This window comes from Flavobacterium saccharophilum, assembly GCF_900142735.1.
Taxonomy (GTDB): Bacteria; Bacteroidota; Bacteroidia; order Flavobacteriales; family Flavobacteriaceae; genus Flavobacterium; species Flavobacterium saccharophilum.
This window is the reverse complement of sequence record NZ_FRBY01000001.1, coordinates 750,541-776,116: the sequence shown is the minus strand read 5'-3', so window position 1 is coordinate 776,116 and position 25,576 is coordinate 750,541. Positions and strand designations below refer to the sequence as shown.

At 34.6% G+C, this 25,576-nt stretch carries 18 protein-coding genes; 15 read left to right on the top strand and 3 right to left on the bottom strand.

What is annotated here, in order from left to right; translation table 11 throughout:
• The first annotated feature begins 6 nt into the window (after positions 1-6).
• From BUA98_RS03245 to BUA98_RS03230, 4 genes are all read left to right on the top strand, one after another.
• Complete coding sequence (locus tag BUA98_RS03245; protein ID WP_072970195.1) at positions 7-1,446, top strand: complex I subunit 4 family protein; 1,440 nt, start codon at positions 7-9, stop codon at positions 1,444-1,446.
• Between the two features lie 63 nt (positions 1,447-1,509).
• Positions 1,510-2,901 (top strand): NADH-quinone oxidoreductase subunit N, encoded by a 1,392-nt coding sequence (locus BUA98_RS03240; protein ID WP_072970194.1) that lies wholly within the window; start codon positions 1,510-1,512, stop codon positions 2,899-2,901.
• Positions 2,902-3,063: 162 nt separating this feature from the next.
• Positions 3,064-3,837 (top strand): Bax inhibitor-1/YccA family protein, encoded by a 774-nt coding sequence (locus tag BUA98_RS03235; protein WP_072970193.1) that lies wholly within the window; start codon positions 3,064-3,066, stop codon positions 3,835-3,837.
• 524 nt (positions 3,838-4,361) lie between these two features.
• Positions 4,362-7,205 (top strand): pectate lyase family protein, encoded by a 2,844-nt coding sequence (locus BUA98_RS03230; RefSeq protein WP_072970192.1) that lies wholly within the window; start codon positions 4,362-4,364, stop codon positions 7,203-7,205.
• A gap of 78 nt (positions 7,206-7,283) precedes the next feature.
• Here BUA98_RS03230 and amaB read toward each other — a convergent pair whose 3' ends face one another.
• Positions 7,284-8,837: an L-piperidine-6-carboxylate dehydrogenase gene (amaB, locus tag BUA98_RS03225; protein ID WP_072970191.1), complete on the bottom strand. Its 1,554-nt coding sequence runs from the start codon at positions 8,835-8,837 to the stop codon at positions 7,284-7,286.
• Between the two features lie 182 nt (positions 8,838-9,019).
• On the opposite strand from amaB, the gene BUA98_RS03220 reads away from it, so the two are divergent.
• Complete coding sequence (locus BUA98_RS03220; RefSeq protein ID WP_072970589.1) at positions 9,020-9,979, top strand: MBL fold metallo-hydrolase; 960 nt, start codon at positions 9,020-9,022, stop codon at positions 9,977-9,979.
• Positions 9,980-10,190: 211 nt separating this feature from the next.
• Here BUA98_RS03220 and BUA98_RS03215 read toward each other — a convergent pair whose 3' ends face one another.
• Both BUA98_RS03215 and BUA98_RS03210 read right to left on the bottom strand, forming a co-directional pair.
• On the bottom strand, positions 10,191-10,730 hold the full coding sequence (locus tag BUA98_RS03215; protein ID WP_072970190.1) for a 3-hydroxyanthranilate 3,4-dioxygenase: 540 nt from the start codon (positions 10,728-10,730) through the stop codon (positions 10,191-10,193).
• A 121-nt stretch (positions 10,731-10,851) separates the two neighbouring features.
• On the bottom strand, positions 10,852-11,958 hold the full coding sequence (locus BUA98_RS03210; protein WP_072970189.1) for an endonuclease/exonuclease/phosphatase family protein: 1,107 nt from the start codon (positions 11,956-11,958) through the stop codon (positions 10,852-10,854).
• A 137-nt stretch (positions 11,959-12,095) separates the two neighbouring features.
• On the opposite strand from BUA98_RS03210, the gene BUA98_RS03205 reads away from it, so the two are divergent.
• The 10 genes from BUA98_RS03205 to BUA98_RS03160 all read left to right on the top strand — a co-directional run bounded on the left by BUA98_RS03205 (position 12,096) and on the right by BUA98_RS03160 (position 25,571).
• Complete coding sequence (locus BUA98_RS03205; RefSeq protein WP_086065136.1) at positions 12,096-13,169, top strand: serine hydrolase domain-containing protein; 1,074 nt, start codon at positions 12,096-12,098, stop codon at positions 13,167-13,169.
• A 166-nt stretch (positions 13,170-13,335) separates the two neighbouring features.
• Positions 13,336-14,235: a S66 peptidase family protein gene (locus BUA98_RS03200; RefSeq protein WP_072970188.1), complete on the top strand. Its 900-nt coding sequence runs from the start codon at positions 13,336-13,338 to the stop codon at positions 14,233-14,235.
• Between the two features lie 161 nt (positions 14,236-14,396).
• Entirely contained in the window at positions 14,397-14,768 is a 372-nt protein-coding gene (locus BUA98_RS03195) for a YraN family protein (protein WP_072970187.1), read from the top strand.
• Between the two features lie 121 nt (positions 14,769-14,889).
• The gene (locus tag BUA98_RS03190; protein ID WP_008466087.1) at positions 14,890-15,546 is read left to right on the top strand and encodes a hypothetical protein; all 657 of its coding nucleotides are present in this window, start codon (positions 14,890-14,892) and stop codon (positions 15,544-15,546) included.
• Positions 15,547-15,908: 362 nt separating this feature from the next.
• A complete protein-coding gene (locus tag BUA98_RS03185; RefSeq protein WP_072970186.1) occupies positions 15,909-16,472 on the top strand; it encodes an RNA polymerase sigma factor in 564 nt (187 codons plus the stop codon).
• A 348-nt stretch (positions 16,473-16,820) separates the two neighbouring features.
• Positions 16,821-17,999 carry a FecR family protein gene (locus BUA98_RS03180; RefSeq protein WP_072970185.1) on the top strand — a complete coding sequence of 393 codons (1,179 nt, stop codon included), beginning with the start codon at positions 16,821-16,823 and terminating at the stop codon, positions 17,997-17,999.
• A 188-nt stretch (positions 18,000-18,187) separates the two neighbouring features.
• On the top strand, positions 18,188-21,409 hold the full coding sequence (locus tag BUA98_RS03175; protein ID WP_244279164.1) for a TonB-dependent receptor: 3,222 nt from the start codon (positions 18,188-18,190) through the stop codon (positions 21,407-21,409).
• Between the two features lie 8 nt (positions 21,410-21,417).
• Positions 21,418-22,911: a RagB/SusD family nutrient uptake outer membrane protein gene (locus tag BUA98_RS03170; protein WP_072970183.1), complete on the top strand. Its 1,494-nt coding sequence runs from the start codon at positions 21,418-21,420 to the stop codon at positions 22,909-22,911.
• 14 nt (positions 22,912-22,925) lie between these two features.
• A complete protein-coding gene (locus BUA98_RS03165) occupies positions 22,926-24,038 on the top strand; it encodes a SusE domain-containing protein (protein ID WP_072970182.1) in 1,113 nt (370 codons plus the stop codon).
• Positions 24,039-24,170: 132 nt separating this feature from the next.
• Positions 24,171-25,571 carry an alpha-amylase family glycosyl hydrolase gene (locus tag BUA98_RS03160; protein WP_072970181.1) on the top strand — a complete coding sequence of 467 codons (1,401 nt, stop codon included), beginning with the start codon at positions 24,171-24,173 and terminating at the stop codon, positions 25,569-25,571.
• Positions 25,572-25,576 lie beyond the last annotated feature (5 nt).

The following is a 25,576-nucleotide window of genomic DNA, read 5'->3' as shown; positions in this document are numbered from 1 at the left end:
ATAACTATGAACGTTTCTCTTATATTAATTATTCTTTTAATTGGTGCATTTGCCACTTATTTTGTTGGTGATAAACTAGCATCAAAAGTAGCTTTGTTCTTTAGTTTGGCAGCTTTGGGCTGTTCGGTTGTATTGTTAAACCATTTCTGTGCTGGTGAAGACATCAGTGTAATAAATGCGTGGATTACACAACCTAAAATTTCATTTGCTTTAAATGCTGATGGATTGGCAATTGCTATGCTTTTATTAACGGTAGCTTTAACGCCAATTATTATATTTTCTTCTTTTGGGAATGAATATAAAAATGCTAAAAGTTTTTATGCTTTAATATTATTTATGGCTTTTGCAATGACAGGAACTTTCCTCGCTGCAGATGGTCTTTTATATTATATTTTCTGGGAATTAGCTTTAATTCCGATTTACTTTATTGCACTTATTTGGGGTAATGGAGATGCTGAAGAACGCAGAAAAGCAGTCGTTAAATTCTTTATTTATACACTAGCAGGTTCATTGTTCATGTTAGTAGCTTTCATTTACTTATACCAAAAAGCTGGAAGTTTCTTAATCGAGGATTTATACAAAGTAAACTTATCTGCCGGTGAGCAGTTATGGATATTCTTAGCTTTCTTTTTAGCTTACGCAATCAAAATTCCAATTATTCCTTTCCACACCTGGCAGGCGAATGTTTACCAAAAAGCACCAACCGTTGGAACTATGCTTTTATCAGGTATCATGCTAAAAATGGGATTATATAGTGTTATTCGTTGGCAATTGCCAATTGCGCCTCTTGCTGCAAAAGAATACATGCATATTTTCATTGCTTTAGGAGTTGCTGGTGTAATCTACGGATCAATTGTTGCCTTAAGACAAAAAGATTTGAAGAAATTATTGGCTTATTCTTCTCTTGCTCACGTTGGTTTAATTGCTGCGGCAACTTATACGTTAACCGTTGACGGTTTACGTGGAGCTGTTTTACAAATGATCGCTCACGGTTTTGTTGTGGTTGGATTATTCTACGCAGCTGAAATCATTTATAGAAGATATGAAACAAGAAACATTTCAGAGATGGGTGGTATCCGCACACAATCACCAAAATTCACTTCTATGTTTCTAATTTTGGTTTTAGCTTCTGTAGCTTTGCCAGGTACTTTTAACTTCGTTGGAGAATTTACGGTTTTGTATAGTCTTTCTCAAATCAATATTTGCTTCGCTATTTTAGGTGGAACAACTATTATTTTAGGAGCTTACTATATGCTTAAGATGTTTCAGGGTGTGATGTTAGGAGAAACGAATTCGAAAACTTTTGCTGATGTAACTGTAAATGAAGGAATTTCATTAGTTGTAATTATCGCTGTTTTAATTTTCTTCGGATTTTATCCAAAACCAATTACAGATTTGATTACACCAAGTTTAGAAACGATTTTGAACGTTATCAATAAAAATTAATATTTTAAATAAAAATAAATTAGGACACTTGTAGTTTGAGTTTCCTAAATCAAAAAAGCAAAAATGAATACATTAATAGCTATAACAGGATTGGGTATTTTCTGCCTATTATTTGAAATTCTTAATTTAAGAAAAGCCATTGTTCCAATTACCATTTTGGGTTTATTGGGCGTTTTGGCAATTAATTTTTCTGAATTTGGATCAACAGAAAGTTACTACAACAATATGATCACAGTGAGTAAATTCTCTACTGCGTTTTCTTCATTGTTCATCATCCTGACCATTTTCCTAGTGGCATTAAGTCATAATTTCTATGAAAACCATCCAACCAAAATTTCAGATTTTGTAGCTATAAAAATATTTTTATTGGCTGGAGGAGTTGCAATGGTTTCTTTTGGAAACTTAGCAATGTTTTTCTTAGGGATTGAAATTCTATCAATTGCTTTATATGTACTTGCTGCAAGTGAGCGTTTGAATTTGAAAAGTAACGAAGCTGGTATGAAATACTTTTTGATGGGATCGTTTGCATCAGGAATTATCCTTTTTGGTATCTGTTTGATTTACGGTGCGATGGGAAGTTTTGATGTAGTTGAAATCAGCGAAAGTTCTTTATCTGCTGAATTACCAATATGGTTCCCTATTGGTATGGTTTTGATGGTAATCGGAATGTTGTTTAAAGTAGCTGCAGTTCCATTTCACTTTTGGGCTCCGGATGTTTATGAAGGATCACCTGCATTGACAACTGCTTTAATGAGTACTTTGGCAAAAGTTGTAGCTATTGCAACATTATATAAATTAATCTCAGCGCTGAATTTAATTCCATCACTTGAGAATCAAGATTTATTACCAACTTTTGAAACTATCGTAGTTATCATTTCTATTGCTTCTATGACTGTTGGAAATATTATGGCATTACGTCAGGTAAATGTAAAACGTATGTTGGCATTCTCAGGAATCTCACATGCAGGTTTTATGTTGATGACTTTATTGACAATTGCAACGTCAGCAGGAGTATTGTTATACTATACAGCTGCTTATGCATTAGCGGGAATCGCTGCATTTAGTGTTATTTTATACGTTTGTAAAAATCAGGATAACGAAGATATTACCAACTTTCACGGTTTAGGAAAAACTAATCCGTTATTAGCAGCGATCTTGACTGGATCTTTATTATCAATGGCAGGTATTCCAATTTTCTCTGGATTTTTTGCCAAATTATTCTTATTCAACCAAACAATCGAATCTGGTTACATCGCTTTAGTAATTGTAGCTGTTATCAACTCAATTATAAGTGTTGGATATTATTTCAAATTGATTTTAGCAATGTATTCTAAAGAACCAAATCAGGAACGTACCGGAAAACCATTCCTTATCTATGCTGTTGCAATCGTTTCAATGGTATTAAATATTGTTTTAGGTTTATTTCCATCTTTAGTTTTAGATTTATTGAACTAAATTTCATCAAAATAAATACAAGTCCATCAAGAGTTTTTTTGATGGACTTTTTATTTTAACGACTTTTTAGAGCGAAGAAAATTTCATGTTAAAAATTTAACGCAAACAATTGCACTTCAAAAAAACTCCATATATTTGAATACAATTAAATGTATTAGAAATATGAACTTCAATTCAAAAAATCCATTTTTAAGCGACAAGCGTTTTTCATCAAATGCTGTTTCAAAAGCTGAAGAAGTGCACGAAGCAAAGATTATTGATTACAATCAGGAAATGACTTTGTCAGGTACGATCAATAAAACAGCTATTTTATTTTTAATTTTGACAGCTGCTGCTATGGTAACATGGTGGATGGCATTTAACGGAATGAATCCTATTGTACCAGCTTTTGGTGGCGCAATTATTGGTTTAATTCTGGTTGTTATAGCTTCTTTCAAACAGCATCTTTCTCCTTATTTGGCCCCAGGTTATGCCTTATTTGAAGGTCTATTTATTGGAGGAATCTCTGCTATTTTTGAAATAAAATATCCTGGAATTGTTGTCAACGCTGTCAGCGCAACTTTAGTAACTTTCTTGGTTTGCTTAGGTTTATATAAATTTAAAATTGTGAAAGTTACGGAGCAATTCAAATCTGTTGTTATTGCTTCTACACTGGCAATAGCAACTTACTATTTATTTTCATGGTTAGCTTCTCTAATTTTCAATTTCACACCGGTACATTACGGAAACGGTATGATGAGTATTGGAATTAGTGTATTTGTAATTATTATTGCAGCTTTAAATCTGTTCTTAGATTTTGATCAAATCGAAAAAGGAGTTCAACAAAGAATGCCAAAATTCATGGAATGGTTTGGCGCTATGGGATTAATGATCACGCTAGTTTGGTTATACGTTGAATTTTTAAGATTACTATCTAAATTGTCAAGCAAAGACTAAAAACTTACTTCAACATATTTAAAGCCTTTTTGAGTTTTCAAAAAGGCTTTTTTTATGCGCTAATTTTACCTCCTCATTTTATCCTCTTTCTTAAAAAAGAAGAATGTTTTTAAGTTAAGCCATTAAAAAAGTAATCGAATAAATTCTTTTTTAATGAAAATTTACTGCCTTAAAAAATTAAAAAGTAATCTTTTTCATTCAAAAATATAGTTGTGTCCTAATAATCGATTTAAAATTGAAAAAGACTTTTGCAAAAATAAAGTTGCATTCTTCAAATTCAGGAAAGCTAATAAAATTAAGACTTTTCACGGTTTATTTTTTGTATGTAATAAATTACAATTAATGCAATTTATTACATTATTACAAATACAAAGCGTAATTTTTTACACAATATTATTTTTTATTACAAAAATATTAGGAATTTGAAAAAATCATATATTTTTGTGTAATCGATTACAAATAAGAATAAAATGTAAAAGATAAAAAACCACATTAACTATTTAACCACTTAAACCAAAACAATTATGAAAAAAAACCTACTTTTTCTGACTGTGTTTTTTATTACCATTCAAATTTGGGCACAACAAGTTCAAATCAACGAAGCATCTGGCTGGCTGGAGTCGGCTTTTGTAAAATGGCAGCCCGTTAGCGGAGCACAAACGTACAACGTCTACTACACCGGTCAAGGGGTGACAGACAAAAAAATTGATGATCAGCTTATTCGTAGTTACGGAAGTTATTTTAGAGCTGATATTCCAGGATTGCAAGCCGGAACTTATACGGTAAAAGTAAAACCAGTAATCTCTGGTGTTGAAGGAACCGGAGCAACAACCGGTAATTTAACTGTTGCCGCGCAGGACCGTAATGGCTTCGCTTTTTCCGGCGGTCGCGTTCCCGGAGGATATAAAGCAGATGGAACTCCAAAAGACAATGCGGTAATTGCCTACATTACTCCAAATACTAAAAACACCATTTCGATGAACATCACTGGTGCGAGCTCAAATCCTTGCGTTGGTTTACAAAACATTTTGTACGCTATCAAAAAAGGACAAGACACACGTCCGTTTATTTTCCGATTGATAGGAAATATTACCGACTTAACCGTAATGGAAGGCGGAGACATCGTTATCGAAAACGCCAATAACGCATCAAGCTATATTACTTTAGAAGGTATAGGAACAGATGCTGTTGCAAATGGCTGGGGAATCCGACTTAAATCAGCCTCTAATGTAGAAGTTAGCAATATTGGTGTTATGAATTGTAATAGTACTGCAGGAGACAATATTGGAATGCAACAAGCTAATGATCATATTTGGGTTCATAATTGCGATTTGTTTTATGGAAATGCAGGAAGCGATGCAGACCAAATTAAAGGAGACGGAGCACTTGATAATAAAACTTCAACTTACATTACTTTATCTTACAATCACTTTTGGGATAGCGGAAAAGCAAGTCTACTTGGACTTAGCGAAGGAACAACAAGTGGTTTATACATAACGTATCACCACAACTGGTTTGACCACTCTGATTCTCGTCACCCTCGTGTACGTTATTATTCAGCCCATATTTATAATAACTATTTTGATGGTGTTTCTAAATATGGCTCAGGATCAACATTAGGTTCTTCTTTATTTATTGAGGGAAATTATTTCCGCAATAGCAAAAATCCAATGCTTACCTCTTTACAAGGAACGGATATATGGGACGAAGCAAATCAGGTAAATAATGCCGGAACAATGGGAACCTTTTCAGGTGAAGCTGGTGGATCAATCAAAGCGTTCAATAATACTTTTGATGCCTCAATTGGAACAAATGACATGCGTTTTGTCGCTTATAATGATCCAAATCCTTTATACAATATTGCAGGGAAAATTAGTTCAACTACTGATTTTGATGCTTACGTAGCCACAACAAGAGGCGAAACGGTAAGCAGCGCTGTTAAATCTAAATCAGGCGCAAATGTTTACAATAACTTTGATACTGATGCTTCCTTATACGTTAAAAATTTAGTGGTGGATCAGCCTGCAACGGCAAAAACCAAAACGACACAATATGCAGGACGTATTTCTGGAGGAGATTTAAAATGGACTTTTGACAATAGTGTAGATGACAAATCTTCACTTGTAATTACTACTCTTAAATCGACATTGACAAATTATTCAGGAACTCTTGTTGCGGTACAGGGAGAAGGAAATCCTCCAGCAAGTTCTCAAACATTAACTTCTACAGGTAATAATAATCAAACCGTAACAAGCGGAACTGCCATTGCAACAATTGTATTTACATGGGGCGGAAATGCAACAGATGCTACTGTAACTGGATTACCAGCTTCGGGAATTAGTTTTGTAAAAAATACTACAGCTAAAACAATCACTATTACAGGAACTCCAACGGCAACATTATCATACTCAATTGCCACAACTGGTACTGGAACGCCTGCAACGGGATCCGGAACAATTACGGTTAATCCGGCAGGAACTCAAACACTAACTTCAACTAGCAACAACAATCAAACAGTTGCGAGTGGTACGGCTATCAGTTCAATTGTTTTCACTTGGGGAGGAACTGCAACAGACGCTACTGTAACTGGACTACCAGCTTCAGGAATTAGCTTTGTAAAAAATACAACGGCAAAAACAATCACAATTACCGGAACTCCAACTGCAACATTGTCTTACTCAATTGCAACGACTGGTACTGGAACACCTGCAACGGGTTCAGGGACAATTACGGTTACAACCGGAACACCAAGTGGAGATCAAATTCACAACTTTACCACTTCAGGAAAAACAAGTTCCTTTTATACTATTACAGGAAACATGAATTCGACTCCCGGATCTGTAACTTATGCAGGATTGACATTGACAGCACGCTTAAAAATTGAATCAAGCACTTCGATTACTTATACTACTACAAGTGCATCAACATTAACTTTGGTTTTTGATTCAAATTTTACAGGAACAATTAAAGTAAACAACGTTTCTTATACAGCAGCTGCCGGAATTGTTACAGCTTCAATCCCAGCTGGCTCAAATACTATTACAAAAGGATCTGTTGCAAACTTGTTTTACATTAGTACACATTATACTGGCGGTACAGCTCGCATGGCACAAACAACAGAAGTTGTTGCAGAACCAGAAACTGCAAAAATACTTTTATATCCAAATCCGGTTGCTGATACTTTATACCTTTCAAAATCAGCTCAAACAGTAGAAAAAGTTCAGGTTTACAATATGTCTGGTACATTAGTTAAAAGTGGAGGAAAAAATACTGAAAGTATCGATTTAAGCAACCTTATTCAGGGAACTTATTTAGTAAAAGTGTATACGAATGATGGTTCATTCAATCAGACCATTCTTAAAAAATAAAACTCATAAAACAGTTTTCAAAAATAAAAGGCTTCCAAATTTGGAAGCCTTTTACATTATGTAAGTTTTGAAGATTTATTACAAATCAAATTTAATTCCTTGTGCCAAGGGCAAACTTGTGGTATAATTGATCGTATTCGTTTGACGACGCATATAAATTTTCCAGGCATCAGAACCAGATTCTCTACCTCCTCCGGTTTCTTTTTCTCCTCCAAAAGCACCACCAATTTCGGCTCCCGAAGTTCCGATGTTTACGTTTGCAATTCCGCAATCAGAACCTACAACAGATAAAAATCTTTCGGCTTCACGTAAATTATTGGTCATAATTGCAGAAGATAATCCTTGTCCTACTCCATTCTGAATTTCGATTGCATTATCAACTTCACCAGAATATTTAACTAAGTACAAAACCGGAGCAAATGTTTCGTGTTGTACAATTGCGAAAGAATTTTCAGCCTCAGCAATAGCCGGTTTTACATAACAGCCACTTTCGTAACCTTCTCCTGAAAGTACTCCGCCTTCAACCAGAATTTTTCCGCCTTCAGCAACTACTTTGTTTAAAGCGATTGCATACATTTCAACTGCGTGAGTATCAATAAGTGGTCCGACATGATTGTTTTCGTCAAGCGGATTTCCTATGCGCAATTGTTTATATGCTGCCACTAAAGCATCTTTCACTTTATCGTAAATACTTTCGTGAATAATTAAACGACGCGTTGAAGTACAACGTTGTCCTGCAGTTCCTACAGCTCCAAAAACAGCTCCAATAACGGTCATTTTAATATCAGCATCCGGAGTTACAATTATCGCATTATTTCCTCCTAGCTCTAATAATGATTTTCCTAAACGTCCGGCTACAGCCTGTGCCACGATTTTTCCCATTCGCGTTGAACCTGTTGCAGAAATTAAGGGTATACGAGTATCTTTTGTCATTAACTCCCCTATTTTGTAATCTCCGTTAATCAAACATGAAATTCCTTCCGGAAGATTGTTTTCTTTGATAACCTGAGCTATAATATTTTGACACGCAATTCCGCATAAAGGTGTTTTTTCAGAAGGTTTCCAAACGCAAACATCTCCGGAAATCCATGCTAATGCCGTATTCCAGGACCAGACTGCCACCGGAAAGTTAAATGCAGAAATAATTCCAACAACTCCCAACGAATGATATTGCTCATACATACGGTGTCCTGGTCTTTCAGAATGCATTGTTAAGCCGTGCAATTGTCTTGATAATCCAACTGCAAAATCACAGATATCGATCATTTCCTGAACTTCTCCGTAGCCTTCCTGCAATGATTTTCCCATTTCATAAGAAACCAATTTACCAAGCGCTTCTTTATTCTGACGTAATTTTTCTCCAAACTGACGTACAATTTCACCACGTTGTGGCGCAGGAATCAAACGAAATGTTTTGAATGCTTCCGTTGCTGAACGCATTACTTTTTCGTAATCTTCCTGTGTTGACATTTTTACCGAAGCAATTAATTTTCCGTCAACTGGCGAAAAACTATCCAGAATTTCTCCTGATGAAAAGTTTTGCAAACCTGTTGATGTTCCGTCATTTATCAATTTGATGCCCAATTTATCCAGAGCCTCATTCATTCCAAATTGCGATGCTATTGTTGTCATTGTAACTTTTTTAGTTAAAATTGTTATATTTTTTCTGTAAAGATATTATTTCGCGTTGAATTCTGATCCAATTCTATTATTAAAAACAAAGTAAATTTAGTGCTATTTATGATGAATTTTGGAAATATGGATCGATTTATTCGCTTTAATTCATGAAATTTGCACTACAAAATTATTTAGATATGACCATTTTCAATCGGTTTTTGATTTGTTTCCTTTTAATTTCATTGAATGCTTTCTCGCAAAAAACAGAGAAACCTTCTTTTCAGGTTGTTCCTTTGGGAGTAAAAGGTGGTATTGATGAAAAAAATCTATCAGCCTATTTATTAGCTCCAATCAATACAAACGATTATATCAGTTTAGACGCCGGAACTATAAATGCCGGAATTGAAAAAGCAATTGAAAATAAAACTTTCAAAGTCTCAACGAGCGAAGTTTTGAGAAAATATATAAAAGGCTATTTCATTTCGCATGCGCATTTGGATCATGTTTCAGGATTGATTATTAATTCACCAGCCGATTCGTCTAAGACCGTTTACGCTACAAGTAAGTGCATGGAAATGATGGAAAACCATTATTTTAATGATCAGACCTGGGCTAATTTTGGAGATATAGGTCCCGGAAAACCCTTGAAAAAATATCATTTCCAAACTTTAAATATTGGCGAAGAAACTCCGATCACCAATACTACAATGACAGTTAAAACTTTTCCGTTAAGCCATGTCAATCCTTTTGAGAGCACCGCTTTTCTAATTAAAAATGGAGATGCTTATGCTTTATATTTAGGAGATACCGGACCTGATGCTGTTGAAAAAAGTAATGATTTGAAAGATTTATGGACAGCAATTGCACCACTTGTAAAAAGCAAACAATTAAAAGGAATTTTTATTGAAGTATCCTTCCCGAACGAACAGCCGGACCAATTTTTATTTGGGCATTTAACCCCAAATTATTTGATGAAAGAACTTCACGTTTTAGAAGAGTTAGCTGGAAAAGGAACTTTGAAAGGTTTTAAAATTATCGTGACGCATTTAAAACCGCCAACAAAAAATATTTTAACGCTTAAAGAACAAATTAAGAATCAGAATGATTTAGGAGTACAAATTATTTATCCGGAGCAAGGGAAACGATTTGAATTGTAAATCTTTTTTCCACAGATTATTTAGATTAAAAGATTTTATTGGTATCGATCTTTACCAAAGTTTTGAACTTAGACAAAGATTATGATAATTGAAAATTAAAATTTCTTTTGAAAACGGGTGCCCTAGCCCCGATAGAAGTGGAAATCCTTTTGTGCCGGGGTTCGGCACAAAAGATTGTAATGGATAGCGGGATTAGCTCCTAAAAATTAAACTACTTCTTCGCGACAAACCTCGGATCAGATTCCATTACAGTTCCGCAATTATCACAAGTTCTTAAATCTTCTGAATTATAGAAATGTTCGAAATGCGGCAAGAAGTCTTTCTCGATATTATGCAGTTCAAAATACACTTCGTATAATTTATGATTGCAGTTATCACAATGCCAAAGCAATCCGTCAGTATACCCTTTTCCGGCACGTTTGCGCTCGATTACCAAGCCAATTGAACCCGCAGAACGAACTGGAGAATGCGGAATTTTAGCAGGATGCAGGTACATATCTCCGGCATTTAACTCCATTTCTTTGCGTTCACCATCTTCCTGAATTACTACTTTTATACTTCCTTCGAGTTGATAAAAAAGCTCTTCGGTTTCGTTGTAATGATAATCTTTTCGGGCATTTGGACCCGCAACAATCATTACAATATAATCGCCTGAATCAACATAGAGATTTTTATTTCCAACTGGTGGTTTTAATAAATGACGGTTTTCGTCGATCCATTTTGTAAGATTGAAAGGTTTTGCTATTGACATGTTTTAAGATACTAAGTTTCTGAGTAGCTAAGTTAAGGAAAAGTTTTTGTAGAGGCGCACAGCAGTGCGTCACTTTCGTAAATGGAAAATGTTTAGACGCACTGCTGTGCCCTCTACAATTTCAAATTTTTTCTTTTATCAAATAAATATAAACCGGAAAGTGATCACTAAAACCGACTTCGGTTTGACTATGCCGAAGCGGATATCCTTTGTATTGACCAGAAGTCTGAACTAAAAAAGGCCGGTTAAAAATACCTGCTTTCCAAAACGTAAAAGCGGAATAATTGGGTTTTATAACGGATTCTGTCATCATAATCTGGTCAAAAATATCCCAGGAATCCCGAAATGCAATAGTTCCCATTCCTTTATTAGCCATTTCTTCAAAGGGATTGAAAATACCAAATTCGGGAACTTCACTTTTTTTCGCTTTTGCTCCCAAAGCTATTTTAATGCTTTTATTAAAAGGGCCATCATTTAAATCGCCCATTGTAAAAACTTTGGCGTTTGGATTAATTCGCTGTAGAGAATCGATAATCTTTCTATCTAATCTTCCGGCTGCTTCACGAAATTGGCTCGAAACTTTTTCTCCGCCTGATCTTGACGGCCAGTGATTTACAATAACACTTATTTCCTCACCTTCTAAAAATCCAGTTATTAAAAGCTGATCTCTGGTAAAAACACGGTTATTATCTTTTGTTATTTCTGTTTTATCTTCAAGTTCATCATCAGTTTCTTCCTTTTTCTCTTCCTTTACTACGACCTTATTTTTATAAATTAATAACGGAATATTAGAAAATGAAGTTGGTTTGAAATATTTCTTTTGATACAGTAAAGCAACGTCGATTCCGCGTTTATCAGGCGAATCAAAATGAATGATTCCGTAATCAAAAGGAAGCAGTTTGGGTTCTTTAATCAAATCTTCCAAAACTCCCCGATTTTCGATTTCAGAACCTCCAATAATTGTTGCTGCATTTGGGTTCTCGGGTGTTCCAATTTCAGAAATGACTCTGGAAAGATTTCTTAATTTTTGGTGGTATTTCTCTTCTGTCCAATGCTGCGCTCCCGTTGGCGTCCATTCGTCATCGTTTGTGTTGATGTCATTATTGGTATCAAAGAAGTTTTCGAAATTGTAAAATGCAACCGTGTGGATGATATATTTTTTGGATTGCGCCTGAAGTGAAATAGAAAATAGAATAATCAGATAAAAACGGAATTTAATAATCTGCATGAGTTAATTTTTTTAGGATTCAATAGTATGAAAAATATTTTAAAATGTAAGAAAATTCTAATAAAATATTTATTCAATTTGTTTGTATATCCTATAATCTCTCGTAACTTGCTTACTTAATTTACGGCTTCTCCAAAATGAAAAAATTGCTTTTCGCTCTTGCACTCTCTTTCTTTTTCCAAATTTCTCATTCACAAAAGAACAGCTCCTTTGCTGACAGCATTAGAATAAAATATCATATTCCGGAATTGGCGTATGCAGTAGTTTCGTCAGATTCTATTATAGAAATTCAAGCTTTAGGATATCAGCGTATCAATACTAATTTTAAGGCTAAGTTGTCGGATAAATTTCGTTTGGGATCGATAACAAAAACGGTTACCAGTTACTTGGCTACGGTTTTAGTTAAAGAAGGAAAGATTAAATGGGATACGAAATTTTTTGATTTGTATCCTGAATTAAAAGTAAAAAGTAATCCAGCTACTTATGATTTCACTTTGCAGGATTTCATCACTTTTAGAGCTAAAATTAATACATGGTCCTACGGAAATGAAACACCAACGCAAAATGAAATTAAAGGAAATAATCAGCAGCAGCGATATGAATTTATTCGTTGGTTTTTACAACAAGAACCAGCTTCAGAAAAACAAGATGTTTATTGGTCAAATCCAAGTTATGTTGCTGCGGGACTAATGCTCGAAAAAGCATCTGGAAAGACTTATGAAAATTTAGAAAAGGAATTAGGGAAAAGCTTAGACATCCATTTTGAATTTGGTCAGCCGAATTTAAAAGATATTAATCAGCCTTGGGGACACGACGAAGATTTAAAGCCTGAAGAACCGTCCCTAAACTACAAACTAAACTGGCTTTCATCAGCAGGAAATATAAGTGTTAGTTTGCCGGATTATTGTAAATTTATCCAAATGCAACTTCAGGGTTTAAAAGGAAAATCGAAAGCCTTAAGTACCGAAGAATTTCAAAGAATGCATTATGGTTTACCTGAATTTTCTTTCGGATGGAATTCAGAAATTAACGAAAAAAGTAAATTGTTATATTCTTTTCACAATGGAAATCCCGGAACTTTTTTGACCAAAGTGTATCTTTGTAAAAGCATCAACAAAGCATTTATAATTTTTGCAAATGTTCAGGCTGAAGAAGCAGACAAAGGATTAATGCTATTGTTAGAAGAATTACAAACCAAATATGGTGGCTGATACTACCCAAAACCGATTTAAAAAATAATTTTATAATTTTAAGCGAACGAAAAAGGAAAATATGAAAAAGGAAAATATCCGTTACTTAAAGAAACTCTCTATACGATGTAAATTCGTATTTCTTATTTTTGCTTTACAATCATTCACCTGTCAATCTCAACAAAACATGATCACACCACCTTATTTACAAAAAGGAGATACTGTAGCACTTTTAGCAACTGCCAGAAAAAATATCGACGACAACCTTAAACCTACTATAGATTTATTGCATAGTTGGGGATTAGAAGCTGTTGTTGGAAGTACAATTGGACTTGATTTTAATCAATTAGCGGGAACAGATGAACAGCGTGCAGCTGATTTTCAAAAACAATTGGATAATCCGAATATTAAGGCAATTTGGTGTGTTCGTGGTGGATATGGAACTGTGAGAATGCTTGATTTATTGGATTTTACCAAATTCAAACAACATCCAAAATGGATTATTGGTTTTAGTGACGTGACCGTTTTGCATAACCATTTAAATACAATGGGTTATAAATCGATTCATGGTGTAATGCCTGTAACGATTCCGCGAGCAACTCCGGCAGCTATTAGTTCTATGAAAGCGAGCTTGTTTGGAGAGCCTTTATCTTACTCAGTTGGTCCGGACAGAATGAATCGTTTCGGAAAAGCAACCGGTGAATTAGTGGGGGGAAATTTATCTATTTTATACAGTTTATTAGGATCTCCATCGGCTATAGATTGTAAGGATAAAATTTTATTTATAGAAGATTTAGATGAATACCTTTATCATATCGATCGTATGATGATGAATCTTCGTCGCAACGGATGCATCGAAAGTCTGAAAGGAATTGTTATTGGAGGAATGACAAAAATGAAAGATAACGAAGTTCCCTGGGGTAAAAATGCTGTCGAAATTATCGACGACGTAACCAAAAAATATAATATTCCTGTAATCTTCAATTTCCCAGCAGGACATATTCAGGATAACAGAGCCTTGATTATGGGAAATACTGTAACTATTGATGTAAATGCATCAGGAAGTACGCTTAGTTTTAAGAAATAAATTCCGCTGGCTATTCATTAATTGAAAAAGCCTTAAATACCACATATAATAATCTCGCAAAGACGCAAAGTCGCAAAGTAAATTAAAACTTTGCGACTTTGCGTCTTTGCGTGAAATTACTAACGCGCACTGCACAGCTGCAACTGAAAACTTAAAAAAAAATGGCTGAACACAATGAACTAGGAAAAGAAGGAGAAAAACTGGCCGCAAAATACCTCCAGGAAAACGGATATGAAATTTTGGATCAAAACTGGACTTTTCAGAAAGCCGAAATTGATATTATTGCACAAAAAGATAACTACTTAGCCATAGTTGAAGTGAAGACAAGATCGAGTTTAGATTTTGGAGATCCACAGGATTTTGTGAAACCCAAAAAAATCCAGTTACTCATAAAAGCAGTAAATGCCTACATAAACGATAGGGAAATGGATTTTGATGATGCAATGCAAGTCCGTTTTGACATCATTGCGATCCATAAAGACGGCGAAACATTTGCAATTGAACATCTTACCGACGCATTTTATCATTTTTAACATATTTTTTCATTGTTATAATTGTAACAAATTGTTTTTTTATTTATCTTTGTCAAGATTTATAACATCACTATTAAACCAAACCAACACAATTACGTTACAAAAAAAAAGAAAAAAAATTATGAAAACCGTTTCTTCAATCGTCGAAAATTACATCAAAACAAAGCCGTTTTTATTAAATGCATTATCATTAGGAATTATTAATTTAACCTCTCTTTCCCGGAACATTATGACCGAATTGGAAAGTGAATTTGGCAAAGAAGTAAAACAAGGCGCTGTAGTAATGTCACTTAAAAGACTGACTGAAGAATTAGATTTTAAATTGAACCATAAAATCAATAAAGTAATCAAGAATATTGGTGAAATTACCGTTCGTTCTGAGTTGACGGATTACACTTTTGCAGCTTCAGAAACTGTATTAAATAAACAAGCCGATTTAATTTCTGATATTAATGCTTTATCTGATATTTTCTACACCTCATCTCGTGGTGTAAATGAGACGAATATCGTTGTCAGCAGTAGCGTTAATCATTTAGTTGAAAAGCACTTTATGCGCGAAAAACTAATTCAGAAATTAGATAATTTAGCTTCAATTACCGTAAAATTACCAAAAGAAAACATCGTAGTTCCAGGTATTTATTACTTCATTTTCCAGCGTTTAGCCTGGGAAGGAATTATCATCAATGAAGTAATTTCGACTTCAAATGAATTCACCATTTTAGTGGGAGAAGATCAGGTTGATGTTGCTTTTAAAGTAATTAAAGATCTTAAAAACTAGTTATATTTTAATTTCCATTATAGAATCCTTTTGTTTTCAATTGAAGACAAAAGGATTTTTTTTTGAATTATTTTTGCCATTCCCTTTACATTTTCATTTTCGCAAATAAGAATATTCTCAAAAGACAAATTCTAAATTAAATAACATTTTACTAAAGCGTCAAAAATACACTTACTTGGTAAAAAGCGACTTTCGGGCTGTTTTTATATCATTCGTTCAAAATTTGTTATAAAAATCAGAATTAAGTTTTTTTATATATAATTTGTTGCGAATAATATTTTTATATATTTGCTACCAAGTCAAACGCAAGCCCTTCAGTTTGATGATAAACTATAATTAGAATTAAACAAAGACTAATTAAATTGCTGGAAACAAAAAACCATAGCGAACAATTATTAGTTAGTGAACTCAAAAATGGGAACGAAAAAGCCTTTCGCCAACTTTTTGATTTATACTATCAGGATATCTATGGTTACAGCATTAGTCTTTTAAAATCGAAAGAAGCAGCTGAAGAAAATGTACAGGATGTTTTTATGAAGGTCTGGTTGCATCGCGAAAACTTAAATCCAGATCAGTCATTTAAAGCCTACATTTTTACCATTGCAAGAAATCAGGCTTTTAACACCCTAAATAAAGCTGCAAACGATTTGGCTCTTAAAGAAGCTATTTTTTACGAAAGTCAAAAATCTCATGAATATGGAGATTATTCCATTCGGGAAGCCGATTGTAAAAAGCTTCGAAAGCAGGCCATGAAGCAGCTTCCTCCAAAACGAAAGCAAATATTTAAAATGTCACGAAAGAAAGGCATGAGTTACGAAGAAATTAGTCAGGAACTCGGCATCTCTATAAATACAGTCAGGAACCAAATGAGTAAAGCATTAGAATCGATGCGAGTCTTTTTTCACGTTCATGATGAAATTATCTAAACCAAAAAACCACAAACCATTAAAATCACTCTTTTCGAGTGATTTTTTTTGTACTTAACCGCGAGGAGCGCGAAGATCTACGCAAGGAGCGCAGAGTTTTATTCATTCCGTTCTTTGCATAAACCTTTGCGAACTTTGCGGTTAAATCTACAGCTCGAATGACAAAAAAATGATCTCTTGCAAAAAAAAACAAAAATTATTCTTCATGACAGAACTCAGCAAAATCAACACATAACAAAGATGTATTAAATATAAAAATGTTAAAATTTAAAAATTTACAACGTTTGAGTAGTACTCAACTTCCTTTCAACTGTATTATATAAAAACCGGACCTAAAAACAATTCGTAATGAATTCAAATTCTGAAATAAAAAACCTTTTACAAAAGTTTGTTTTAAACCAATGTACACCTGAGGAAACAAATGAAGTAATTGCGTATTACAAAAAAAATCAACTTACAGACGAGTTTCCAACTGTAGAAGACATTCAAAATCTTTTGGGCGAAATGCCAAAAATGACTGAGAAAACTGCTGATGATATTTTCTTAAACATTCTAAGTGCCACTAAAGAAAATCAAACAACAATTTCTATCGCACCTAAAAAATCAAATTTCAAAAAATACATTTCGATTGCCGCTTCGGTAGTTGTTTTATTAGGAATTGGTTTTGCTTATCAAAAAGGAGCTTTTAATACTAAATCAGAACCAAAATTCGACTTTAAAAGCACCGACATTGTATTACAATTAGAAAACGGAAATATTCAAATTATTTCTGAGAATAATAAAGTTGAAGTAAGAGATGCTGATGGGAATATTGTTGGAAATCAAGATGGAGATAAAATTACTTACGACAATAATTCTGATTTAGAAAAAATCGCTTATAACACCATCAAGATTCCATACGGCAAAAGATTTCAATTGCAGTTATCTGATGGAACTACGGTTCACTTAAACTCTGGAACTACTTTAAAATATCCTGTGAAATTTATTCCTGGCGAAAACAGACAAGTGTTTTTAGATGGAGAAGCTTTCTTTGATGTTGCCAAAGACAAAAAACATCCTTTTATCGTAAATGCTGACAATTTGAATGTTCGTGTTTTAGGGACGCATTTCAATGTGTCAAATTATGCAGAAGATGCTGCAACAGATGTTGTTTTAGTAGAAGGTTCAGTTGGAATGTATAATGTAAAAGAAGAGTTTGATGCTAATAAAAATACTGTTCTGAAACCTGGCTACAAAGGAAGTTTCAACAAACAGAATAACGTGATTTTTACTAAACCAGTTATTACCGATATCTATACTTCATGGATTAATGGTGGATTGACATTCAGAAATATGACTTTCAAAAATATCATCACCAAATTAGAAAGACGATACAACGTAACTATCGTAAACAAAAACGAAAAACTGGCCAACGAAAAATTCAATGCTAGTTTCAGCGATGAATCAATAGAAAAAGTAATGAGCTATTTTAATGACATTCATGGCATTAATTACACGATAAAAAACAATCAAATACTAATTAAATAACCACTAAAACCAATGAAAAAGCATGAAGAGAAAGTACTAAAATAAAAAAATCGGAAAGAGCTGCGAACAATTTCCGATTAACTAAGTGATTGAATATAACGAATTAACTACAATCAATTAACAAAATTATGAAAAAAAAATCAAAGAATACTGGGTTTCTATACCGAGTGTTCCAAAATGACCTAAAATTGAAATTAACTACACTACTTATTTTGGTCGCCATGTTTAATATTAGAGGGAATACTTATGCCCAAAAGACAAAAGTAACCCTGGAATTAAACAATTCAACAATCGAAAAGGTTATTGAGACCATAGAACAAAAAACAGACTTCAGGTTTATTTACAAACTGAATGACATCGATTTAGATCGCACGATTTCAATTAATGTAAAAGATCAATCTATTTATGTTGTTTTAGATAAACTTTTTAAAGGAACTCCAACTGAATTTAAAATCAGGGATACGCAGATTATCTTGAAAAAGCCAGAATTAAAAACGCAAATTATTGAATTTCAAAAACAAACTGTAAGCGGAATTATTACGGATGAAAACGGCCTGCCTTTGCCTGGAGCTTCGGTTCTGGAAGAAGGGACCAGAAATGGAATGGTAACCGATTTTGATGGAAAATACAAGATTACAGTTGAAAGCAGTTCATCTGTAATTATAGTAAGTTTTGTTGGATACAAAGAAAAAAAAGTAACCGCTAATCAAAGTATTATAAATATTCAGCTTATTCCGGATGCAACTGATTTACAAGAAATTGTAGTAGTTGGTTACGGTACTACAGCAAGAAGAGATGTTACCGGAGCTGTTTCGTCTATAGGGGCAAAAGATATGAATCAGGGAGCAATTGTTAATCCGTTGCAATTGATTTCAGGTAAAGCTGCCGGTGTAAATATTAACCAAATAGGTAGCGAACCAGGTTCAGGACCAAGTGTTCGTATACGTGGAGTGAGTTCATTAATTGGCGGTAGTGATCCATTGGTTGTGGTAGATGGAATACAAGGAAATTTAGACTTGCTAACTTCGATTCCCCCAACTGAAATTGAATCTATTGACATTCTAAAAGACGCCTCTGCAACAGCTATTTACGGATCAAGAGGAGCTGCCGGAGTTATTCTTGTAACTACAAAAAGCAACAAAAATGGAAAATCTACTATTGAATATGTTGGATCTACTTCTATAGATTTTATTCCGAAAAAATTAGATATGCTAAATGCTAGTGAATGGACTGCGGCAGCGGCTGCCAATGGTGTTCCTGCCTCTTCAAATCATGGCGCTGATACGGATTGGTATGGCGTATTAACCCAAACTGGCTTTACACAAACCCACACACTTTCATTTGGAGGGGGTACAAATAAATTAAATTACCGTGCTTCTTTGACTGCTATTTCGCAGGATGGTGTGGTCATCAACTCTAGTAACAAAAAATATATTGCCAGAGTACAAGCGACTCAAAAAGGACTGGACGATAAATTAAAATTAACTTTTAATTTAAATAACGGAGTTGAAACTAGCACAAGGAGTATAGCAGATTTGGGTAGATCAGGACAGGTTTCTAACTTGATTTCACAAGCTTACTTAATGCGTCCAACTGACCCTGTTTTTGATACTGATGGAAAATCTTATTTTACAGACCCAGGTTTGTTTCAATATATAAATCCTTATGCAGTAGCAGAAAAAACAATTAATGACTCGCAATGGGATAACTTATTTGGGAGTCTTAAAGCTGACTTAGACTTAGCTGATGGCTTACAAGCTGGTTGGTTTGGTAGCTGGAGAAAAACGAATTCAACAACTGGTTTTTATTTGCCATCATCATCAACGGATCCTGGCGCTGTTAGACAAGACGGTTTTGGAAACATTTCAAATAAGAGACAGAATGAGAAGTTGATGGACATCAGTTTGACTTACAAAAAAACCTTTGGTGTTCATAGTATTAATGCTTTGGCATTATACGAATGGCAAAATCAAACTTACGAAGGAAGTTTTTTACAAGCACGAGGATTTATTAGTGATGTAACTTCATATAATGCATTACAATATGGCGATATGTCTAAAGTATTGTATAATGATATAAATTCATATAAAAATGACAGAACATTAGCTTCATTTGTAGCAAGAGCTAATTATACTTTATTAGACCGTTATTTAGTTACCGCAAGTATGAGACGTGATGGATCTTCTGTTTTTGGAGCGAACAACAAATGGGGTAATTTCCCATCGGCATCAGTTGCATGGCAAATTACTAAAGAATCATTTATGAGCAATCAAACATTAATAAATGAGTTGAAATTGCGTGCAGGTTATGGTGTTACAGGAAACCAGCAGGGTTTAAATCCACAGGGTTCTTTATCTTTGGTTGATGGTGCTGGATCTACCTATTTTGGAGGTTCTCAAATTACCAATTTCGCCATTAGTCAAAATCCAAATGCCGATTTAAAATGGGAAACCAAAAAACAAACCAATTTAGGTCTTGATTTTGCCTTACTTGATAACCGACTAAGAGGTACTTTTGATGTATATACTGCTACAACTGACAATCTTTTATTTAATTACACAGTACCACAACCGCCTTATCCAAAAAGTGATATTAAAGCCAATGTAGGTAGTATTAGAAACGAAGGATTAGAGGTTTCTTTAGGTTATGATGTTATTCGTAATGAAAATACAACATTGACATTAGCTGGAAACGCTTCTTTTATGCGCAATGAAGTACTTAACTTAAGCGGAAGTATCAATGGTATACCTTTGAATACTGATTATGTAGCTTGGGGCGGAGGAACGCCTAACATGTATTTGATAAAAGGACAGCCAATTGGTACATTTAACATTTTACAACATGAAGGTGTAAACGCTTCCGGTGTTGAAACTGTAGTGGATCAAAATGGAGATGGGACTTTTGATCAGGGAGCCAGAAGCCCTGACCGCGTAATGGAAGGATCTGCCTTACCAACTTACACTTTTGCTTTCAATCCATCTTTACGATATAAAAACTTTGATGCTTCTCTTTTATTAAGAGGTTCAGGAGGTAATAAGGTCTACAACCTTGTTAATCAACGTTCAAGTTATTTAGAGAATATCGGTAAATCAAATGTATTAGACAGTGCTTTAGACAAAGGTATCAGAACTTCTACATATGGTTCAGACATATGGTTGGAAGATGCTTCTTTTATTCGTTTAGAAAATGTTACTGCAGGATACAATTTTGTTTTTAAAGACCGCTTTTTTGAGTCTATCAGACTTTCTCTTACTGGAAACAACTTATTTCTTATCACAGATTACACAGGTATCGATCCTGAAATTAACCTAAACGGAAGTAATGCTGATAATGCATATTTTGGTGGTGACAGAGGTATTTATCCTCGTACAAGAAGTGTTGCGTTTGGTGTAATTGTCAAATTTAAATAGTAAAAGAAATGAAAATTAAAAATATATTGATAGCAGGAAGCATTTGTTTCTTTGCTCTGGTTGGCTGCACTAACGTTGATGAAACTGTGTATGACAAATATCAGCCTGATGAATTTTACGGAACACCAGAAGGAGCGGATATCGCTCTGGCAAGTGTTTATGCCCAGATAGGCGGTAATTGGAATGGTGTAGGTTATGCCGGTGCCGATTTAGGCTGGTATGATTTGAATTCAATGTGCGCCGATGAACAAGTTATTCCGCACAGAAATACAGGTGACTGGGGTACTGATTTTGCACGCACCTATAAACACGATTGGTTGCCAACAGATACAATGATAAATAATACCTGGAATTGGTTGTATTTATCTGTTTTCAATGCCAATTTAGCTGTTAATCAATTAGAGTTAGCAGGTGCAGATTCTTCAAAAATTGCTGAAGCAAAAGTATTAAGAGCTTTTTTCTACTACTTATTGATTGATGATTTTGGCGACGTTCCTTTTTATACAGACAATAATATTACTGTAGATAAAATTCCACAAGCGAGTCGTCAGGTAGTATTTGATTTCATAGTTTCTGAATTAAAAGCGAATGTTGATTTACTGCCAACAGGTAAAGGAGGAGAATTATATGGCCGATTCAATAAATGGGCAGGATACACATTGCTTGCCAAAGTATATTTGAATGCAGGTGTACTTACCGGAACACCAAAATGGGCTGAGTGTCTGGCAGCTTGTAACGTTGTCGACGGTGGTGGTTTTTCACTACACTCAGGTGCTGAAGATCTTGCCAATCCTTTATCAAGCAAATATTACGAATTATTTGGCGATGTACTTCCTCAGGATGAAACAATTTTATCAATTTATACAACTGTCGACGTGGTTTCGCGAAACATCTTTACCGTACGTAGTTTGTATGGTGCACATTGCCGAGCCTTATTTGGTTATGACGGATGGAACGGGACGATTGTTCCTAAAGAATTTTATTTGAAATATCAAGATGGCGATGTACGTAAAAACCAATTTTTAGTAGGACAACAACCAGGAGGAGCTAATTATACACTGGATGTAACTTCATTAGACGACCCGGGTGCTGGTGCACAAGAAGGAGTTCGTAATATTAAATTTTATCCTGTTGTACCAAGAGGTGGCGGTGGAGCATCTAATGATTTCCCTATTTACAGATATGCCGATCTTGTTTTAATGATGGCAGAATGTAATGTACGTTTGGGTAATCCCGCAGCAGCTAAACCATTTGTAGATGCTATTAGAACGCGTGCAGGAATTTCTGGTCTAACGGGAAATCCAACTCTTGAAGATATTTATGATGAAAGAGGTCGTGAACTAAATTGGGAAGGACACCGTAGAGAAGATATGATTCGTTTTGATAAATTTTTATTACCAAATCAATTCAGAGGTGTTTCACCTGAATATAGAAAAATATTCCCTATCCCAACTTCAGCTTTAAATGCTAATCCAGGACTTAAACAAAATCCAGGTTACTAAAAACAGTACACATTATGAAAAAATATATCAATAAATTAGTAGCATTACTCACCATTGTAATGTTTGCTACTTCTTGTGACAGTGATTCGCCATTGACAGTTTTACAATCTGTTAGTTTTCCGGCACCAATTACTTCTTCAGTAAATACAATTGTACTAACAGAAGCCAATGCAGACAATGAGGCCGTAACAATCTCTTGGCCGGCTGTTGTTTTCCCCGTTGAAGCTCCCGTTCTGTACACGGTTCAATTTGATTTAACCGTAAACACTAAAGGCAAAAATGCGTGGCTAAATGCCAAAGCTTTCGAGGCTGGAAATGACGTTTTGAGTAAATCTTTTACCGTAAGAGACTTAAATAAAATTGCTACAGACTTAGGTCTTAAAGCCGATGTTGCTAGTGCAATATCTGCCAGAGTTGTAGCCGTAATGGATAGAAGTATATATTCTAATGCTATTGACCTTACAGTTACTACTTACGAAAAAGCAGTTGTTTTTGGTGAAATCTATATGCCTGGAGCTTATCAGGGAGAATGGGATGTAAATACAGCTTCTGTTTTAACCGCCATCGAAAAAGGTATTTACCTAGGGTACGCAACTGTACAGCAAGGTTACGGAACTATATTTAAAGTAAATACTGCCAGAAACTGGACTGAATTTTATGGAGCAGGTCCCGGAGAAGGTAATCTGGAGAAAATGAATGACAAAAATCTTGAATTTCCTGGCGTTGGTTCTTATCAGGTTAAGGTAAATTTAAACACTTTAAAATGGTCTGCTACTCCTTATGCATGGGGCATTGTTGGACCTGCATCTGCAACAGCGGAGCAAACAGCCAGTGATCCAAATTACGGATGGAACCACTCAGTACCAATGTCTTATGATCATAAAACAAAATCATGGAAAATAACAGCTAATTTATTACCAGGTGCAGTAAAAATTAGACTGAATGATGATTGGGCTGTTAATTACGGACCAGCAAATCCAGAAACTAATATCATCGATAAAGATAATGGAGGTGCATATACCATTACTGAAGCTGGAAGTTACGAAGTAACTTTTACAATAGATGAAACCGATCCGGATTCTAAAGGTTATCCCGCAACGGCAACTTGCACTATAGTTAAAAAATAATCTAACATATTAAATATAAGCTAGATTAGTTTGAGTGATACCTGCCTTTTTTGAGCGAAAGGCAGGTTATCTATCAAACTTTAAAATCAATAATTACAGCTCAGCCTTATAAAAAATTTAAATTCCTGAATTATGAAGTCGAATACCAACATCGTTTTTTTACTATTGCTAGCTCTGGCATTTATATCCTGTAGTTCTTCTGAGGATAATCAGAATCCGGATCCAAAACCCAATCCAAATCCGGATCCAGTTTATCAGCAATACGGCGAACCATTTGCTAATATGCCTAAAAGCACCGATGCCATTATTTATCAGGTAAATATTCGCGCTTTTAGTAGCGAAGGAACATTAAAAGGCGTTGAGAAAAAATTAGATTCAATAAAAAAATTAGGGGCAAATGTGGTGTATTTAATGCCTATTTATCCTGTTGGACAAGTAAAAAAATCAGGGAAATTAGGTTCTCCTTATTCTGTTAAAGATTATAAAGCCGTTAACACTGATTTTGGAACTTTAGAAGATCTTCGTTCATTAGTAAATGAATCTCATAAACGCAATATGGCTGTTATTTTAGACTGGGTTGCCAATCATACTTCCTGGGATAACAAATGGATTACAGAGCACTCAGACTGGTATCAAAAAGATGCAAGCGGAAATATTATTATTCCTCCCGGAACAAATTATAACGATGTTGCGCAATTAAATTTTACTAATACTCAAATGAAAACTGCAATGATTGATGCAATGTCCTATTGGGTTTACAATGCGAACATTGATGGTTTTAGATGTGATTATGCCGATTTTGTACCAACGGCTTTTTGGACACAGGCAATTTCTACTGTTAGAAAGATCAAGAATCAAAATTTACTGATGATGGCAGAAGGTACCCGTGCCGACAATTTTACAGCTGGATTTGATTATAATTTCGGTTTTGGTTTTTATGATTCATTAAAAAAAGTAGTTGCCAATGGGCAACCTGCCTCAAATTTGCAGTCACAAAATACAAAAGAATATGGAACCACTTCAACTGGAAGAATTGTTCGCTATACAAGCAATCACGATGTGAATTTGTCTGATGGTACTCCGCTAGAATTATTTGGTGGCAAAAAAGGATCACTTGCAGCTTTTGTAGTCGCTTTTTCTATGAACTCAATTCCAATGATTTATAACGGTCAGGAAGTAGGTTACAATAAAAGAATTGATTATTTCGATCGTACACCAATCGATTGGTCAACGGCAGATTACGCAATGCTAAAAGAATACAAAAAATTAATTGCTTTTAGAAATACTAGTGATGCCTTAAGAAAAGGAAAATTAACAGGATATAGTAATACTGATGTGAGCGCTTTTATAATGCAAACTGATACCGAAAAAGTTTTAGTTGTGGTGAATTTGCGCAACAGTGCGGTAACCTATGGCGCTGCAACAGGAATTGCTGACACTACCTGGAAAAACGCACTAACAGGCGAATCAGTTGCAATAACGAATCAAATTAAATTGGAAGCTTATCAATATTTAATCCTAAAAAAACAATAAAAGCA